This is a genomic window from Bradyrhizobium sp. 22 (assembly GCF_000482425.1).
Lineage (GTDB): Bacteria > Pseudomonadota > Alphaproteobacteria > Rhizobiales > Xanthobacteraceae > Bradyrhizobium > Bradyrhizobium japonicum_B.
Genome location: NZ_KI519399.1, coordinates 4,933,482 through 4,949,936, shown reverse-complemented (window position 1 = coordinate 4,949,936; position 16,455 = coordinate 4,933,482). Strand labels below are relative to the sequence as shown.

The 16,455-nt window shown below is 63.7% G+C and carries 17 protein-coding genes; 11 read left to right on the top strand and 6 right to left on the bottom strand.

Annotated elements, in window-relative coordinates; genetic code table 11:
• The 4 genes from K410_RS0125415 to flaF form a co-directional block, all read left to right on the top strand.
• Positions 1-348 (top strand): flagellin (locus K410_RS0125415; RefSeq protein ID WP_028137479.1); only part of this gene is annotated, 348 nt, incomplete at its 5' end.
• Between the two features lie 327 nt (positions 349-675).
• Positions 676-2,955, top strand: coding sequence for a DUF1522 domain-containing protein (locus tag K410_RS0125410; protein ID WP_028137478.1), 2,280 nt, complete (start codon positions 676-678; stop codon positions 2,953-2,955).
• 221 nt (positions 2,956-3,176) lie between these two features.
• The gene (locus K410_RS0125405) at positions 3,177-5,465 is read left to right on the top strand and encodes a DUF1522 domain-containing protein (RefSeq protein WP_028137477.1); all 2,289 of its coding nucleotides are present in this window, start codon (positions 3,177-3,179) and stop codon (positions 5,463-5,465) included.
• 290 nt (positions 5,466-5,755) lie between these two features.
• The gene (flaF, locus tag K410_RS0125400) at positions 5,756-6,124 is read left to right on the top strand and encodes a flagellar biosynthesis regulator FlaF (protein ID WP_008554779.1); all 369 of its coding nucleotides are present in this window, start codon (positions 5,756-5,758) and stop codon (positions 6,122-6,124) included.
• Positions 6,125-6,357: 233 nt separating this feature from the next.
• On the opposite strand, the gene K410_RS0125395 is transcribed toward flaF, so the two are convergent.
• The 4 genes from K410_RS0125395 to K410_RS0125380 form a co-directional block, all read right to left on the bottom strand.
• The gene (locus K410_RS0125395; RefSeq protein WP_028137476.1) at positions 6,358-6,717 is read right to left on the bottom strand and encodes a hypothetical protein; all 360 of its coding nucleotides are present in this window, start codon (positions 6,715-6,717) and stop codon (positions 6,358-6,360) included.
• A gap of 158 nt (positions 6,718-6,875) precedes the next feature.
• A complete protein-coding gene (locus K410_RS0125390; protein ID WP_028137475.1) occupies positions 6,876-7,373 on the bottom strand; it encodes a hypothetical protein in 498 nt (165 codons plus the stop codon).
• A gap of 11 nt (positions 7,374-7,384) precedes the next feature.
• Complete coding sequence (gene flgJ, locus K410_RS0125385) at positions 7,385-7,753, bottom strand: flagellar assembly peptidoglycan hydrolase FlgJ (RefSeq protein WP_028137474.1); 369 nt, start codon at positions 7,751-7,753, stop codon at positions 7,385-7,387.
• On the bottom strand, positions 7,753-8,871 hold the full coding sequence (locus K410_RS0125380; RefSeq protein ID WP_028137473.1) for a flagellar basal body P-ring protein FlgI: 1,119 nt from the start codon (positions 8,869-8,871) through the stop codon (positions 7,753-7,755). The genes flgJ and K410_RS0125380 overlap by 1 nt, the downstream gene beginning before the upstream one ends.
• A gap of 285 nt (positions 8,872-9,156) precedes the next feature.
• Here K410_RS0125380 and K410_RS0125375 point away from each other — a divergent pair, with 285 nt between their 5' ends.
• Positions 9,157-9,570 carry a flagellar assembly protein FliX gene (locus K410_RS0125375; RefSeq protein ID WP_028137472.1) on the top strand — a complete coding sequence of 138 codons (414 nt, stop codon included), beginning with the start codon at positions 9,157-9,159 and terminating at the stop codon, positions 9,568-9,570.
• Positions 9,571-9,585: 15 nt separating this feature from the next.
• On the opposite strand, the gene K410_RS0125370 is transcribed toward K410_RS0125375, so the two are convergent.
• Entirely contained in the window at positions 9,586-9,957 is a 372-nt protein-coding gene (locus tag K410_RS0125370; RefSeq protein ID WP_028137471.1) for a winged helix-turn-helix transcriptional regulator, read from the bottom strand.
• A 148-nt stretch (positions 9,958-10,105) separates the two neighbouring features.
• On the opposite strand from K410_RS0125370, the gene K410_RS0125365 reads away from it, so the two are divergent.
• The 6 genes from K410_RS0125365 to K410_RS0125340 all read left to right on the top strand — a co-directional run bounded on the left by K410_RS0125365 (position 10,106) and on the right by K410_RS0125340 (position 15,073).
• Positions 10,106-10,717: an NAD(P)-dependent oxidoreductase gene (locus tag K410_RS0125365; protein WP_028137470.1), complete on the top strand. Its 612-nt coding sequence runs from the start codon at positions 10,106-10,108 to the stop codon at positions 10,715-10,717.
• A 227-nt stretch (positions 10,718-10,944) separates the two neighbouring features.
• Entirely contained in the window at positions 10,945-11,310 is a 366-nt protein-coding gene (gene dksA, locus K410_RS0125360) for an RNA polymerase-binding protein DksA (RefSeq protein ID WP_085966600.1), read from the top strand.
• A gap of 298 nt (positions 11,311-11,608) precedes the next feature.
• A complete protein-coding gene (locus K410_RS0125355; RefSeq protein ID WP_028137469.1) occupies positions 11,609-12,409 on the top strand; it encodes a phytanoyl-CoA dioxygenase family protein in 801 nt (266 codons plus the stop codon).
• Positions 12,410-12,850: 441 nt separating this feature from the next.
• A complete protein-coding gene (locus K410_RS0125350; protein WP_028137468.1) occupies positions 12,851-13,630 on the top strand; it encodes a 2-keto-4-pentenoate hydratase in 780 nt (259 codons plus the stop codon).
• A 776-nt stretch (positions 13,631-14,406) separates the two neighbouring features.
• On the top strand, positions 14,407-14,742 hold the full coding sequence (locus K410_RS0125345; RefSeq protein ID WP_028137467.1) for a type II toxin-antitoxin system RelE/ParE family toxin: 336 nt from the start codon (positions 14,407-14,409) through the stop codon (positions 14,740-14,742).
• A 4-nt stretch (positions 14,743-14,746) separates the two neighbouring features.
• Positions 14,747-15,073: a helix-turn-helix domain-containing transcriptional regulator gene (locus tag K410_RS0125340; protein WP_028137466.1), complete on the top strand. Its 327-nt coding sequence runs from the start codon at positions 14,747-14,749 to the stop codon at positions 15,071-15,073.
• Between the two features lie 137 nt (positions 15,074-15,210).
• Here the strand turns inward: K410_RS0125340 and K410_RS0125335 are convergent, their stop codons facing one another.
• Positions 15,211-16,263, bottom strand: coding sequence for a hypothetical protein (locus tag K410_RS0125335; protein ID WP_155253589.1), 1,053 nt, complete (start codon positions 16,261-16,263; stop codon positions 15,211-15,213).
• Between the last annotated feature and the right edge of the window lie 192 nt (positions 16,264-16,455).

Here is a 16,455-nt window from a genome sequence, read left to right as displayed (position 1 = left end):
GTGACCTACAACTCCAAGGGTCTGGGCCTCGCCTCGCTGACCAGCGGTGTCGACTTCATCGACAACGCTGCCACCAACAAGGTGCTGACCAACCTGAACGCCGCGTCGAGCACGCTGCGCTCGCAGGCCTCGAGCCTCGGCTCGAACCTGACCATCGTGCAGGTTCGTCAGGACTTCAACAAGAACCTGATCAACGTGCTGCAGACCGGCTCGTCCAACCTGACGCTGGCTGACACCAACGTCGAGGCGGCCAACAGCCAGGCGCTGTCGACCCGTCAGTCGATCGCGGTCTCGGCGCTGTCGCTGGCCAACCAGTCGCAGCAGAGCGTGCTGCAGCTGCTCCGCTAATAGCGGACGACATCGCAAGTAAGATCCGGCGGCGGGGCTTCGGCCCCGCCGTTTTTCTTTTTGCGTAATGTCGGAGATCTCGATGGAGCAGCCGTCACTCGAAAAGTAACCAGCGGTTATGGTTAATGGAGGGTAAGCGCCCGGAATTCCCAATGATTTCAGCTGGATTGCGAGCTCCGTCCGCACCTTCCGCTGGCTTATGGTGAACCGGCGCTTATGTCGCGTTCTCCCGTTTCACCCTTTGTTAGCCATGTCACGGCACGCTGGCCCCGTCACTCGATCCAGAAGCGATCGAACGAAGACGCGTAAGCCAGAAGGGTAAGAGTCATGTCCGGTATTGTTCTCTCTGCGTCGGTTCGCCAGAACCTGCTATCACTCCAGTCCACCGCCGATCTCCTCGCCACCACACAGAACCGTCTGTCGACCGGCAAGAGCGTCAACTCGGCTCTCGACAATCCCACCAACTTCTTCACGGCCCAGTCGCTCGACAACCGCGCCAGCGACATCAACAACCTGCTCGACGGCATCGCCAACGGTGTGCAGGTGCTGCAGGCCGCCAACACCGGCCTGACCTCGCTGCAGAAGCTGATCGACTCCGCCAAATCGATCGCCAACCAGGCGCTGCAGACCACGGTCGGTTACTCCACCAAGTCGAACGTCTCGACCACGATCTCCGGTGCGACCGCGGCCGATTTGCGCGGCACCACGTCGTTCGCCAGCGCCACCGCGTCCAGCAACGTGCTCTATAGTGGCACCGCCGGCGGCACCACAGCGGCGAACGGCACGACCACGCTCGGCGCCACCATCGGCTCCTTTGCCAGCACGGGCGCGACGGCTGGTGACGGCACCACGGCGCTGGCCGGCACCTTCACGCTGATCGCCACCAACGGCACGACCGCGACCGGCCTTGCCGGCAACGCCCAGCCCGCTGACGGCGATACGCTGACCGTGAACGGCAAGACCATCACGTTCCGCAGCGGCTCGGCTCCGGGCGCGACCGGCGTTCCCGCCGGCTCGGGCGTCAGCGGCAACATCGTCACCGACGGCAACGGCAACTCGACCGTCTATCTCGGCACTGCCGGTACCCCGGCCGCGACCGTCAACGATCTGCTGTCCGCGATCGATCTGGCCAGCGGCGTCAAGACGGTGTCGATCACTTCGGGTGCAGCGACGATCGCCACGAGCAACGGCCAGACCGCATCGACCGCTGCGGCCGGCGCCGTCACGCTGAAGAGCTCGACGGGTGCGGATCTGAGCGTCACCGGCAAGGCCGACCTGCTCAAGGCGCTTGCCCTGACGACGTCAACAGGTGCAGGCAATGCCACTGTCAACGTCAACCGGACCACGAGCTCGGCTTCGCTGGGTGCGACCGTCACCGACGGCTCGACGCTGAACGTCAACGGCCACATCATCACCTTCAAGAACGCGCCGATCCCGGGTTCGACCGGCGCGCCGAGCATTCCGACCGGCTATGGCGTCAGCGGCAACGTCCTCACCGACGGCAACGGCAACTCGACGGTCTATCTGCAGGCCGGTACTGTCAACGACGTGCTGAAGGCGATCGACCTTGCCACCGGCGTGCAGACCGCGACGATCGGCGCCAACGGCACCGCGACGCTGGCCACGGCGACCGGCCAGTCGAACTCGACCATCAACACCTCGGGCCAGCTCAAGATCTCGACCGGCGTGAACGCCGATCTGTCGATCACCGGCACCGGCAATGCGCTGAACGTGTTCGGTCTCGCCGGTAACACCGGTAATGCCACCGCCTTCACCGCGGCGCGCACCTCCGGCATCGGCGGCATTGCCGGCAAGACCTTGACCTTCACCTCCTTCAACGGCGGCACGGCGGTCAACGTCACCTTCGGCGACGGCACCAACGGCACGGTCAAGACGCTCGATCAGCTCAACACTAAGCTTCAGGCCAACAACCTGGCTGCGACGATCGACGCCAACGGCCTGCTGACCATCACGGCATCCAACGACTACGCGTCCTCGACGCTGGGCTCGGCGGCTGCCGGCGGTGCGATCGGCGGCACGCTCACCTCGGCCTTGACCTTCTCGACGGCCTCCACCCCCGTCCAGGATGGCGTTGCCCAGACCGCGCGTGCCAATCTGGTGTCTCAGTTCAACAACATCCTCAACCAGATCGACACCACCGCGCAGGACTCCTCGTTCAACGGTGTCAACCTGCTCAACGGCGATCAGCTCAAGCTGGTGTTCGACGAGACCGCCAAGTCGAGCCTGAACATCACGGGCGTGACCTATAATTCCAAGGGTCTCGGCCTCGCGTCGCTGACGGTCGGCGTCGACTTCATCGACAACGCCGCCGCCAACCGGGTGCTGACCAACCTGAACGCCGCCTCGAGCACGCTGCGCTCGCAGGCCTCGAGCCTCGGCTCGAACCTCTCGGTGGTGCAGATCCGTCAGGACTTCAACAAGAACCTGATCAACGTGCTGCAGACCGGCTCGTCCAACCTGACCTTGGCCGACACCAACGTCGAGGCGGCCAACAGCCAGGCGCTGTCGACCCGGCAGTCGATCGCGGTCTCCGCGCTGTCGCTGGCCAACACGTCGCAGCAGAGCGTGCTCCAGCTGCTCCGCTAACAAGCGACTGAAATCACTCACTAAAACCGAGCGGCGGGGCCAGTTACCCCGCCGCTCTTTTTTTGCGTGCCGAGCCGGGCAGGGGCGTTCACCGCGCATTAACCGTATCCCTTAAACCGGCGTTAACCATACTTTAAAGGACACCCCCTAAAACTGGACGAAAGCCCGCTTTGCAGACCCGAGCGGCCGATTCGTATCCGGTTCAAGAGGAAGACTCGCCAATGTCCAACATCGTTCTCTCGGCGTCAGTTCGCCAGAACCTGTTGTCGCTGCAGTCGACGGCCGACTTGCTGGCCACGACGCAGGAGCGGCTTGCGACCGGCAAGAAGGTCAACACGGCGCTCGACAATCCCACCAACTTCTTCACCGCGCAGGGGCTGGACAACCGGGCGAGCGACATCAGCAACCTGCTCGACGGCATCAACAACGGTGTCCAGGTGCTGCAGGCGGCCAATACCGGCATCACCTCGCTGCAGAAGCTGATCGACAGCGCCAAATCGATCGCCAACCAGGCGCTGCAGACCACGGTCGGCTATTCCACCAAGTCGAACGTCTCCACCACGATTCCCGGCGCGACGCCCGCCGACCTGCGCGGCACGACCTCCTATGCGAGCGCGACCGCCAAGAGCAACGTCCTCTATACCGGCGCGGCCGGCGGCGTGACCCCGGTGACGGGAACCGCCGCGCTCGGCGCCTCGCTGGGCTCAAACGCCGGCACATTGGTCGGATTTGCGGCAACTGCGGCTGACGGCACCACCGTGCTCAGCGGCACCGCCACGCTTGTCGGCACCACCGCGTCCACCACCTTCGGCGCTCCGCCCGCCGACGGCGATACCATCACGGTGAACGGCAAGACCATCACCTTCCGCACCGGGGTTGCTCCGAGCACGCAGCCGACCGGCTGGGGCCTCGACGCCAGCGGCCACATCGCCACCGACGGCAACGGCAATTCAATCGTCTACGAGGGAACGGCGGCGGCGCCCTTGGCGACCATCAATGACGTCCTCACCGCGATCGACCTCGCCAGCGGCGTCAAGGCAGCAACTATCAGTGCGGGCGCGGCGACCATCGCGACGAGCGGCGCGACGGTTGGTACTATCCAGACACCATCCTCGATTTCGGGCGGCGGCCAGATCACGCTGAAGAGCTCCACCGGCGCCGACCTAAGCCTGACGGGCAAGGCAGACTTCCTCAACAAGCTTGGCCTGACCTCGGCGACCGGCGCAGGCAATGCGAGCGTGAGTGCGAACCGCTCGACGACCGCCGGCTCGCTCGGCACTCTCGTTCAGGACGGCTCGACGCTGAACATCGACGGCAAGACCATCACCTTCAAGAACGCGCAGACGCCGCAATCGGCTGCGAGCGTCGCCAACGGCTTTGGCGTCAGCGGCAACGTCGTCACCGACGGCAACGGCAATTCGACCGTCTATCTGCAGAGCGCGACGCTGACCGACCTGCTCAACTCGATCGACCTTGCCACCGGCGTCAAGACCGCGAGCATCTTCAACGGCGCGGCTACGCTCTCGACCACGTCGGGGCAGATCCCGTCGTCGGTGAACTCCAGCGGCCAGCTGGCGATCTCTACCGGCGTCAACGCCGATCTCTCGATCACCGGCACCGGCAACGCCCTCAGCGCCTTCGGCCTCAGCGGCAACACGGGAACGGCGACCGCCTTCACCGCGGCGCGCACCTCCGGCGTCGGCGGCATCAGCGGCAAGACGCTGACGTTCACCTCCTTCAACGGCGGCACGCCGGTGAACGTCACCTTCGGCGACGGCACCAACGGCACCGTCAAGACCCTGGACCAGCTCAACGCGCAGCTGCAGGCCAATCATCTGACGGCGACGATCGACGCCAACGGCGTGCTCACGGTGACCACCGTCAACGAGTACGCCTCCTCGACCCTCGGCTCGACGCTCGCCGGCGGCGCCGTCGGCGGCACGATCACCGGCGTCCTGGCCTTCACGACGGCGCAGCCGCCGATCCAGGACCCGGTGGCGCAGACTGCGCGCTCCAACCTGGTCAACCAGTTCAACAACATCCTGGCCCAGATCGACACCACCTCGCAGGACTCCTCGTTCAACGGCGTCAACCTGCTCAACGGCGACACGCTGAAGCTGGTCTTCAACGAGACCGGCAGCTCGACGCTCAGCATCAACGGCGTGGTGTTCAATGCCGCCGGCCTCGGTCTCAGCAATCTCGTCAACGGCGTCGACTTCATCGACAACGGCGCCACCAACAGGGTGCTGGCCAGCCTGAACGCCGCCTCGAGCACGCTGCGCTCGGAAGGCTCGACACTCGGCTCGAACCTGTCGATCGTGCAGGTGCGTCAGGACTTCTCCAAGAACCTGATCAACGTGCTGCAGACCGGCTCGGCCAACCTGACGCTGGCCGACACCAACGTGGAGGCGGCCAACAGCCAGGCGCTGTCGACCCGCCAGTCGATCGCGGTCTCCGCGCTGTCGCTGGCCAACCAGTCGCAGCAGAGCGTGCTGCAGCTGCTGCGCTAGTTCGCGCGCAACGTCACCATTCGAATTTCGCGGCGGAGCCAACGCTCCGCCGTTCTTTTGAGGGAGATCGCTAAGACAAGATTAGCCGAGATCGCCACGCATCACGGCAAGCGAGTTTACATCGTGCGTGCGTGGATCTAGCGTTGCGCTGAGAAGACCTCCGTGCCCCGTAATTGTCCGGAGTGCTTCCAAAGCACACACGTAAGCAAATCTTAAGCGGTGCTGCCTAGGGTTGGGAAAGAAATCCTTAAGCGCGTACAACGCGCTAGGTAACCTCCAGGGTGTGATTGATGTCGAATTCCGCTGCCTCGGCCTATGCGCGTGTTGCAACGACCACCGCATCTCCTCGGGACATCGAGGCGCAGACCCTGCTCAAGGCCGCGAACAAGCTCCAGGACGCCGTGAACAACGCCGATCCGCTCAGCGAGCAGACCATGCAGGCCCTGATGTTCAACCGCAAGCTCTGGACCATCTTCCTGAGCGAGGCGATGCGCGACAACAATCCGCAGCCGATCGACGTCCGGCAGAAGATCGCCAACATCAGCGTGTTCGTGCTGAGCCAGACCGCCGCGCTGCAGATGAGCCCGCAATTCGATCACTTCCGTCCGCTGATCGAGATCAACCGCAATATCGCCGCGGGTCTGTCCGGGCGGCCGTGACCGCAACTCGTGATGGTCGACATCACGAGCATTCTAGCGCCCTCATCCGGATCGAACGTCTTGTCGCCTGTCTCTGGCTCGTCGCGCCATGCCGGGGCGACACCTCGCCATCAGGGCAGGTGACGAACAAGATCCACAGTTTTGCTTCGGCAGTACCAATGTCGCGCTGACCGGTGCCGGTCAGACGCGAAGCAGAACATCGTCACCGATCCCGCGATCTCGTCACGCGATGGTCAGGCGCTGACGTCCGTGCTGAGTGGACGCGCAGGCTCGGACTTCATGTCCAGCGCATGGAAGTAGGCCCGCCGGCGCAGCATTGCTTCGTCGGGGAACTGGTTGACCACCGCGTCGGTCTTGTCGTTGACGACCTGGAAGACGAAGGACGCGGCCGCCTGGTCGAACACGACCTGGCGCGAGATGTTCTCGTGGTTCGGCAGATCGTTGCGCACGGGGGCGCGCGCATCTGCCGCGGCGACCGTCTGGCTCACCGGGAGATCGGTTTGCACAGCCTCGTTCGCCGCCACGCTGGACGTCGTTACGATCTGCACGGGGGCCGGGATCCCCACCGGCCTGATGCTGAAATCTGTACTCATGGCAGCCTCCTGGTTGCCTTGATTGAGTCAAATCCCAACCCCTCTAATAACGCAACCATGGAACGTCAGGACTGAAGACCCGGTAAGGAAACGTGCCTAACCGCGCGACGAAATCGCCGCGCGGTTTTTCGTAAAATTGTCGGTTGTTTTGGTGCCGCTCAGAGCGAGCGGCTGACCGCGAGCGGCGAGATGTGGCGCGGGCCCGGAGCTGCGCGCCGGCCCGCGGCCGTATAGGTGTTCGGCACGTTGCGCTTCTGGATCTCGGCATTGACGCCGCGCACGACGCTTTCGGAAACGGCGTGCGCGGTCGCGAGCACGGTGAGATTGACCTGGAGCATGGCGCGGAACGCGTCGTGATGGCGGTGCAACGTCGAGAGCAGCTCCGGGGCGGATTTCGCAAGCTGCGTCTGGTTCGCCTTCAACTGGCTGACGGCGCCGACATAGTTTCGCGAGAGCTCCTGCTTCTTGCTCTCGAGCGTCATCGCCTCGCGGACCTTGCCGGCGCGAACGAGCTCGGTCTCGCGCTCGATCAGCCCGAGCAGGGCGCTCATCGCATCCATCAGGTCTTCGGCGAGCTTGCGCGCCTCGGCGTTGCCCGGCGCAATGTTCGGGCGTTGGGCCTGCATCGGCTGACGTGAGGCGTTGAAGTGGTTCATCTCGTTTGACCTTATGCCGTGCGGATCGTTTTCGCCTGCTGCATGATGAGGGTGCGGTAGACTTCACTGGCGACACCGACGCCGCCGGCCTTGGCGAAGTTCTTGGAATATTGCTCGGTCAGCATCGAGCGCCACACGCCGGTGCCGGGTGTGTCGCCGAACGGGCCTTCGCCCTTCAGGCCCGAGGTCATCTGCGAGAACATGCTGTTGAGGAACATCGCCTCGAAATCGGTGGCGGTCTTCTGAGCCCTGGCCTGCTCCTTCGGCGAGACCTTCTGCAGGGCGCTGGCGAGGTCGAAATCGGGCCGCCCGTTGCGGCTCTCGACCGAAAAGGCCGAGGAGGTGGCGAGGCGCGGCGTGTTGATCGTGCTGGTCTGCATCACATCACCTCGATGTCGGCTTCGATCGCGCCGGCGGCCTTGATCGCCTGCAGGATGCTGATCATGTCGCGCGGGCCGATGCCGAGCCCGTTGAGGCCGTCGACGAGTTGCTGGAGCGAGACGCCGTCCTTGACCACGGCCAGCTTCTTGCCGTCCTCGGTGACGGTGACGGCGCTGCGCGGTGCGACCACGGTGCGGCCGCGCGAGAGCGGGTTGGGCTGGCTCACCTGCGGGCTCTCGGAGATGGTGACGGTGAGGTTGCCCTGCGCCACCGCGACGGTGGCGACGCGAACGTCGCGGCCCATCACGATGATGCCGCTGCGCTCGTCGATGATGATCTTGGCGGCCAGATCGGGGTCGACCTGCAGCTGCTCGATCTCGGTGAGGAATGCGACGACGTTGCCTTTGAACTCGGGCGGGATCGAGAGCTGCACCGTCGAGGGATCGATCGGCTCGGCGGTCTTGACGCCGAGATAGTCGTTGACGGCGGCCGCGATGCGTTTGGCGGTGGTGAAGTCGGCGTTGCGCAGCGCCAGGCGCACGTTCGGCAGGCGATTGAGCGCGAATTCGATCTCGCGCTCGATGATGGCGCCGTTGGCGATGCGTCCGACGGTCGGAACGCCGCGCACGATCTTGGCCGCCTCGCCCTCGGCCTGGAAGCCGGAGATCGCGAGCGAGCCCTGCGCCACCGCGTAGACATTGCCGTCGGCACCTAGCAGGGGGGTGACGAGCAGGGTGCCGCCCTGCAGGTTCTTGGCGTCGCCGAGCGCGGAGACCGTGACGTCCATGCGCGTGCCCTGGGTGGCGAAGGCCGGCAGATTGCCTGTCACCATCACGGCGGCGACGTTGCCGGTGCGGATGGTGGCACCGCGAATGTTGACGCCCATCCGTTCGAGCATCGCCTGCAGCGATTGCTTGGTGAAGGGGATGTTGTTGAGCGTGTCGCCGGTGCCGTTGAGGCCGACGACGAGGCCATAGCCGATCAGCTGGTTCTGCCGCACGCCTTCGATGTTGGCGAGATCCTTGATGCGCGAGGTCGCCGCCGCCGGCGCGACCGACAGCGCCGCCAGCGCCGCGCAGGCCACCCCGACGATCCTTACCCAACGAACGCCTGGCATCCTCTGCTCCCCAAGGCTCCTAAAGCGGGCCCCTCAAATCGGAAAGACCTGCACGACACTCCCATGACGAGCTGGTCCGGCGCTGTCCTTGCGAGGGCTGTGCCAATCTGCGTCAGCAAGGTTAGGTGGCTGAATAGGTTGAATAAATCTGTTTCGACCGGTGTCAGCCGGCGTTGTCCCTGAGGAGCGAAACTGCCGCCCGTCGGCAGATTTTGCCGGGCTGTTTACGCGCCGTTAACCATAAGACGGCGAAGGTGACGGCATCGATCACCCGGATTCCCTCCGATGCGCATCTACGGACCGAATGGCACCACGCTTGGAACGCCGGCGAGCCAGGCCAGGCGGACCGGCTCCGGCACCTTCGTGCTGCCGGACACCTCGTCGGCGCAGGAGGCTCGGAGTGCTACTGCACCGAAGGCCGCCGCCAACATCGATGGGCTGCTGGCCCTGCAAGGTGTCGAGGAGGATCCGGTCGAGCGTCGCAAGCGCTCGGTCGCTCGCGGCAGGACTGCGCTCGACGTGCTCGACGACCTCAAGATGGGCCTCTTGTCCGGCAATCTCGACGCCTCGACCGTGATGCGGCTGCGGGATGCCGCAGCGAACCTGAAATCGTCCTCAGGCGATGCCGGTCTCGATGCGGTGCTGGCCGAGATCGAGCTGCGCGTCGAGGTCGAGCTGGCCAAAGCCGGGCAGGCGTAACACTCATCCCATCAACTACGCCGCTTCCTCGTTCTGCCGCGCGTCGTAGCGGCGCTGGGCGGTGAGAACGTCTTTCAGATTTTGCTCGGCCCAATCGCGCAGCGGATCGACCGCGCCGGCCAGCGTCAGCCCGAGCTGCGTGATCGAATACTCGACCGTCACGGGTACGGTCGCGATGGCATGGCGCCTGAGCAGGCCGTCGCGTTCGAGCGATTTGAGGACCTGGCTCAGCATCTTCTGCGAAATACCTTCGATCGTGCGCCGCAGCTGATTGAAGCGCATCGGCTGCTCGCGCAGCAGCAGGAGGATCAGCACCGCCCATTTGTCGCCGACCCGGTCGAGGATTTGGCGCGTAGGGCAGTTGGCCGCGTAGACGTCGGGTTTCATCGTCGGTCCTCGGAATCCGTGTTCGTCGCTGCAATGCCGGCGGAGGTTACCCTCGTGTAAGCAGGTAAGCACAAAGTGCTCTCTTAACACCAGCATTCTTTACGATATCTAGTTTCTATTGGTTACTATAGAAGCAAAGGAGCCTTCCATGAAAATCGCAGTCGCCGGCGCCTCGGGCCGGGCCGGGTCGGAGATCACCCGGGAACTGTCCCGCCGCGGCCACGCGGTCACCGCCATCGCCCGGAACCCGGAGAAGATCGCGACCCTGCCGAATGTCACGCCCACCAAGGGGGATGTGCTCGATCAGGCCGGCCTCGCCAAGCTGTGGGCCGGCCACGACGTTGCCGTCAGTTCCGTGCACTTTCTGGCCAGCGACGCGCGCAAGCTGATCGGCGCGGCGAAGGACGCCAAGGTTGGCCGTTATCTCGTGGTCGGCGGTGCCGGCAGCCTCGAGGTCGCGCCGGGCGTGAAGCTGGTCACCACTCCCAATTTTCCGGCCCAGTACAAGGCCGAAGCCGAGGCAGGCGGGGCCTTCCTCGACCTGTTGCGGCAGGAGAAGGAGCTGAACTGGACCTTCCTTTCGCCGTCCGCGCTGTTCATCGAGGGGGAACGCACAGGCAAGTTCCGGCTCGGGACCGATCAGCTTCTCGCAGATGCGAACGGCAAGAGCTGGATCACGTTCGCCGACTACGCCATCGCGCTCGCCGACGAGATCGAGCGCCCGGCCCATCCGAGGCAGCGCCTCACAGTCGGCTACTAGGCTTTCGGCCGCCCCCGAGCCCTCCAGGATAAACCTTAGGATAAACCTTCCTGTGCAAGGACTTGGGGGCACCGGCCAGACTCTCAGGGAAATATTGTCTGTCACAGGAGGCCACTATATAAGGCCCGGTTCAACGGACCCTGTTTCCGTTGCGAGTCGTTGCTTAGACAGATAGGCCGCCCTTGGAAAAGTTGAAAAACTACCGACCGACCGAAAAAGAGCCTTTCATGAACGACCGGCAGAAGGAGTACTTCCGTTTGAAGCTCCTCGCCTGGAAGGATGAGATCCTCAAAGAGTCCAAGCTGACCCTGCAAGCTTTGCAGGAGGAGAACGTCAACCACCCCGATCTCGCCGATCGGGCATCGTCCGAAACCGACCGTGCCATCGAGCTCCGTGCCCGCGACCGCCAGCGCAAGTTGATCGCCAAGATCGACGCCGCGCTCCAGCGCATCGAGGACAACACCTACGGCTATTGCGAGGAAACCGGCGAGCCGATCTCGTTGAAGCGGCTCGAGGCCCGGCCCATCGCGACGCTGTCGGTGGAAGCGCAGGAGCGCCACGAGAAACGCGAGAAGGTCTATCGCGACGAATAGAGGCGGAGCCGCAGAGATGCGGCTCTTTTGTTTCGTGGCGGATGGTGCGCGGTTTCGCGCCGCGTCCGGCGTTTTTGTCTGCCGCTTGAATGTCGCCTGCCCGCCGCGTAGATTCGCGCCGCCATGATGATTTGCACTCTCGACATCGCAGCGGTCTTCTTCCTGGGTTGAGCGCAGGGCGCCTCCGCCGCGGAGGCATTGCGTCCCGCAAGTGCGACTTGCGGATCCCCACCGATCGCCCCAGCCGGTTCCGCAGCGAGCGGACGATGGGGGCTGGGCGAAATATCGAGAGATCATCATGACGGCCAATCCCCGCGCGCTCGACGACGCGCAGATCGACCAATTCGTTCGCGACGGCTTCATTCGGATCGACAACGCCTTTCCGCCCGACCTGGCCGAGGCGGCGCGTGCCATCATGTGGCGCGATCTGCCATGCAGCGAGCACGACCCCGCAAGCTGGACCCGGCCCGTGGTGCGGCTGCCCTATTATGGCGGCCCGCCGTTCCGGGATGCCATCAACACCGCAGTGCTGCATGCCGCGTTCGACCAGATCGTCGGACAGGGACGATGGCGGCCGCGAGGCGATATCGGCACCTTTCCGGTGCGCTTTCCCCATCCGGACGATCCGGGCGACGATGGCTGGCACGTCGATCTCAGCTTTCCCGGCGAGGGCTGCAACCCGGACGAGGCGCAGGATTTCGCGGCCTGGCGCGTCAACGTCACCTCGCGGGGCCGGGCGCTGCTGCTGCTGTTCCTGTTCTCCGATGTCGGCGACGACGATGCGCCGACGCGGATCCGGGTCGGTTCGCATCTGCCGATGGCGCGTTATCTGGCACCCGCCGGCGATGCGGGGCGGGCGCACATGATGCTGGAGCGGATGGGGGCCGATTGCCCGGTTGCGATGGCGACCGGGGCGGCGGGGACGGTCTATCTCTGTCATCCCTTCCTGGTTCATGCCGCGCAGAAGCACCGGGGAACGCGACCGCGCTTCCTGGCGCAGCCGCCGCTGCATCTCGCCGAGCCCTACCGGCTGGAGCGGAAGGAGGGCGATTACTCGCCGGTCGAGGTCGCCATCCGCATCGCACTTGGACGCAATTGACGGAGACGGTGCCGTTGCACTCGGTTGTGGCGCGTTCCTGCGCCACAACGCGATCGTCGTGGGGCCGATTGCCCAGGGATATTGCAGAGATCGCGAAAAAATGAATCGCGATCAATGGGCTAGAGTCAAATCCTCCGTGCTCACGTGAATTCGCATGAGAAAAAGCCTTCACGTCAGGTGCGGGATGTTTTGCGAGTCGCATCAAGGAGATCGACCGGCATCTTGAGACGGCGGCGCAGCGGCTTCACGCATCGCTGCAATCAGGGTCTCTGCCGCGCGTAGGGCGGCGCGTGGCTCCATAAAGACCCGACCAACTCAATATTTCCTTAAGCGGGGCGAACGTCCCGTCATCGCACGGACGAGCGCCGCCCTGCGCTTGTCATGCCCGGGCGGGAATGCTGAAGTGCCGCCCTTGAATGCGTAGCGTGGGAGGCGGCGCCGATGGACAGGATTCTCGAAGCCGCCAAGGCGATCGCGCTGGCGCGCCGCAATCATGCGCCGCTCGCGGCGCTGGAGCGTCCGCCCATGGATGAGGCCGAGGGCTATCAGGTCCAGCGCGCGCTGCACGATCTGCTGCTGGCGCATGTCGGGCCGCAGGTCGGCTACAAGATCGGCTGCACCAGCCAGGTGATGCAGGACTACATCGGCATCCCGCATCCCTGCGGCGGCGGCGTGTTCCAGAAGGGCGTGCATGACAGCGGCGCCAGGCTGGCCGCCTCCGACTATGTCCGGGTCGGCGTCGAATGCGAGATCGCGGTGCGGCTGAAGCGGAATCTCGCCGCCGGCGAGGCGCCGTTCACGGCCGAATGGGTCGGCGAGGCGGTCGAGGCCTATCATCCCGCCATCGAGATCGTCGACGACCGCTACGTGAAGTGGGAGACCATGGGCGCCCCGACGCTGATCGCGGACGATTTCTTTGCGGCCGGCTGCGTGCTGGGGCCGTCGGTGCCCCGCTCGTCCGTGCCGGATCTGAAAGCGGTCAAGGGCCGCGCCATCGTCAACGGCGAGGAGGTCAGCCACGGCACCGGCGCCGACGTGCTCGGTCACCCCCACAACGCGCTCGCCTGGCTCGCCAACCATCTCGCCGCGGAAGGCAAGGGTCTTCACGCGGGGCAACTCGTGCTGACGGGCAGCCTGGTCAAGACGCTCTGGCTCAAGGCCGGCGACAAGGTGCGGATGGAGCTGGACGGGCTGGGCGCGGTGGAGGCGGAGTTTACGTGAGGGGGCAGGAACCCTCCGCGACCATTGCGAGCGCATTGCTTCGTCGCGTCAGCGCAAAATTGCTTCGCAATCTTGTCGCGAGCTCCTCGCAATGACGGCATGTGTAGGGATGACATCGTTCTAACGACCCGCGTTCATCTGCAGACACGACTGCGCATCCTCGCGGCAGCTTCGCCCGAGCTTTGCAATCGTCTTGCCCTCCTGAAGATCAAGAAGGCGCAGGGAAGGCCGGGCGCCGGCTGACACCCGAAGTCCCGCGTGTGCTTAAGAAGCGCGCACGGGGTGGACGACAGGTGGTGCCGGTCGCCCGGCCTTCCCTGCGCGATGGTTTTCACGGTGTCCTTCGTGCTCTCCTCGGGGAGCGTTGCACTATTGCCCCCGTCGCCATGCGGCTGATCGATGCGCGCGCCGGTCGGCCGCCACATCGCCGCAAGACTTGACGCCAGAACCCCGGGCGTCGGGACCACACGACTTCTCCGTCCGCGCACGTCCTCGCTGGGTTCTCCACGGCTGGCGTGCGCTCACCGTGAAGCCCATGTGAAGACGCTGTCAGCGCCGTGTCGTATCGCGCCTGTCGCTGCTCACGGTCTCCCGCCCTGCAGCTGCCATGCGCGTCGACGCCGTCGCGGCCACCGCATTCCATCCCGCGTTCCGTGACGATCGCGATCCGCCCTCTTGTGGAATGGAACAAAGCGGGAACATAATGAAGTGATCGGGGCCTGTCAACCGGAATTTCAAAAATCCGAATATTCTGAAATTGAAAATTGGTAACGAGTATGGCACCAAGACTTGAGATAGCGGAGTATCGTATCGGCGACCGCAGCCCGTTTCGGGATTGGCATGACGGGCTCGACGCGCAAGCGGCCGCTGCCGTTTCCGTTGCAATTGGGCGGCTAGCTGATGGAAACACCTCGAACGTGAAGCCGATCGGCGAGGGCGCTGCTGAATTGAAGATCAATCGTGGCCCCGGCTACCGGGTCTATTTTGGATGGGATGGCAGCGTGCTGGTGATCCTGCTGGGGGGCGGCACCAAGCACAGGCAGCAGACCGATATCAGTGTCGCGCTTCGCCGGTGGCGCGACTACAAGGCGCGCAAGCGCAATGAGGGATAGGCGGATGCCATTGACTCATAGTTTTCAAGAGACCATTCGCGCGCGTGCCGCGCGCGATCCCGCCTTTCGCGAAGCCTTGTTTCAGGAGGCAATGCAGGGCCTGTTGCAGGGCGACGTCGACTACGGTCGCACCGCGCTGCGGACCTACATCAATGCCACCATCGGTTTCGAGCGGCTCAGCGAGGTGCTGGACCGTCCGCCGAAAAGCCTGATGCGGATGTTCGGGCCACGCGGCAATCCGACGGCTGAGAACCTGATGGCGGTGATCCACGCGCTTCAGAAGGAGACCGGCGTGCATCTGGAGATCCGCGCCGTCGCGAATGCGGCGTGAGGAACGCGGTCCCTCCGCTGTCATTGCGAGGAGCTCTTGCGACGAAGCAATCCAGAGCATCTACGCGCAGGCAGTTGGATTGCTTTGTCCCTGAGAGATTTTCGTGGTGGATTGAAGAACGTGATGCGCCTGTCGCGTTACGTGCGGTTCTTCCTGCGTTGGGAACGTCCAGGTTCTGCGGTCGCGCGGTCAATAATCGCGCGGATTTCTCGATGAGCTTCTGATTTCGACAGTATTTCAGACCATTCGGGAGGCTTTCTCCATCCCTTACCCCAATTGCTGTCGAGCAGATCATCCAGGGCCTCGCATGCGCCAAGCTCGCGATCGCTTAATGCATAAAGATTGTTTTCGGATAGCATCAACTTGATGGTCAGCGGGTATGCGAAGGCGGCCACGACCAGATGTTGCCAAGGCAGCCAATTCCGACTGAAGATGGTCTGAATTCCTCTATGAGCGGTCGCGCTTCGTGCTTCGTATAGCTCCTTGGCCCACTTTCGATGCAGCGGCCAATCTGCCTGCTCGTTTTTGTATTTCGCGTCGGGCTTCACCCGTTTCGCACTAGAGAGTCTTACTCTGGCGAATGGTGTCCAATGCGACGCAAAAGCAGCGGCCGTTGCCTGGGCAGTGCTCTGTGGTGGCATTAGGAGCCTTTCAAATGCCATCGCTGAAAGCATCACGCAGCGGTCCCAATCCAGCTCGGGTGTCTCCGAATGTCCGAGAAGAAACAGTTCAAGAGAGGAGTCGATAGCGTCAGCCACTGGAAGCTTGAGACGGCGAGACTTCCCGATGGCCTTGATCAGCGCTGTATTGATCAACTTGCAATCGGTGCCCTCGATTTGAGGAGGGCGCTGAAATACGATGTCTTTGAAGCGCATCCCTCCAATTTGGAGGCCGCCGCCACGACGTGAGAAGAACGGAGCGATCTGGTCGGAGCCGGCGGAGATGCCCTGGCCGATTATATGAAACATCGTCGAATTCAAATGAGGGCTAAAATGTCCTTCAAGGAAGCGCTGCTCTGAAAGGCAGGCGATAGCGAGAGTCTTGGCGGCTTCAGTAGCGTGATTCCAATGCGCCCGTGGAATATTCCACGGATTGTGGTCATTTAGCCGCAAGAGAATAGTGCAGCTTTGGATCGGTTGCCCATTCTTTCGTACGTAACACTTCAGAGCGCTTTTAACCGTTGAGATCATGGATCGATCCACCACCGCTCCGACATCGTCCAAGCGAATGGGGCTAAAGCGAAACCGGCCCACCCGAATTTGGGCGGGGAGAGTCAGCCACGGCATGAAAATAATGAACCCAGATGGAGAGGCCAATTCTCCCAGAGCCCCTTGCTAAGTAATTCGACCTGATCGAGATAACACTCTTTCTTGGTGCTTCAA

Excerpts from the sequence above, each read along its gene's own strand:
- K410_RS0125410 (WP_028137478.1), top strand. The coding sequence starts at position 676 with ATGTCCGGTATTGTTCTCTCTGCGTCGGTTCGCCAGAACCTGCTATCA.
- K410_RS0125405 (WP_028137477.1), top strand. The coding sequence starts at position 3,177 with ATGTCCAACATCGTTCTCTCGGCGTCAGTTCGCCAGAACCTGTTGTCG.
- flaF (WP_008554779.1), top strand. The coding sequence starts at position 5,756 with ATGTCGAATTCCGCTGCCTCGGCCTATGCGCGTGTTGCAACGACCACC.
- K410_RS0125395 (WP_028137476.1), bottom strand. The coding sequence starts at position 6,717 with ATGAGTACAGATTTCAGCATCAGGCCGGTGGGGATCCCGGCCCCCGTG.
- K410_RS0125390 (WP_028137475.1), bottom strand. The coding sequence starts at position 7,373 with ATGAACCACTTCAACGCCTCACGTCAGCCGATGCAGGCCCAACGCCCG.
- flgJ (WP_028137474.1), bottom strand. The coding sequence starts at position 7,753 with ATGCAGACCAGCACGATCAACACGCCGCGCCTCGCCACCTCCTCGGCC.
- K410_RS0125380 (WP_028137473.1), bottom strand. The coding sequence starts at position 8,871 with ATGCCAGGCGTTCGTTGGGTAAGGATCGTCGGGGTGGCCTGCGCGGCG.
- K410_RS0125375 (WP_028137472.1), top strand. The coding sequence starts at position 9,157 with ATGCGCATCTACGGACCGAATGGCACCACGCTTGGAACGCCGGCGAGC.
- K410_RS0125370 (WP_028137471.1), bottom strand. The coding sequence starts at position 9,957 with ATGAAACCCGACGTCTACGCGGCCAACTGCCCTACGCGCCAAATCCTC.
- K410_RS0125365 (WP_028137470.1), top strand. The coding sequence starts at position 10,106 with ATGAAAATCGCAGTCGCCGGCGCCTCGGGCCGGGCCGGGTCGGAGATC.
- dksA (WP_085966600.1), top strand. The coding sequence starts at position 10,945 with ATGAACGACCGGCAGAAGGAGTACTTCCGTTTGAAGCTCCTCGCCTGG.
- K410_RS0125355 (WP_028137469.1), top strand. The coding sequence starts at position 11,609 with ATGACGGCCAATCCCCGCGCGCTCGACGACGCGCAGATCGACCAATTC.
- K410_RS0125350 (WP_028137468.1), top strand. The coding sequence starts at position 12,851 with ATGGACAGGATTCTCGAAGCCGCCAAGGCGATCGCGCTGGCGCGCCGC.
- K410_RS0125345 (WP_028137467.1), top strand. The coding sequence starts at position 14,407 with ATGGCACCAAGACTTGAGATAGCGGAGTATCGTATCGGCGACCGCAGC.
- K410_RS0125340 (WP_028137466.1), top strand. The coding sequence starts at position 14,747 with ATGCCATTGACTCATAGTTTTCAAGAGACCATTCGCGCGCGTGCCGCG.
- K410_RS0125335 (WP_155253589.1), bottom strand. The coding sequence starts at position 16,263 with ATGATCTCAACGGTTAAAAGCGCTCTGAAGTGTTACGTACGAAAGAAT.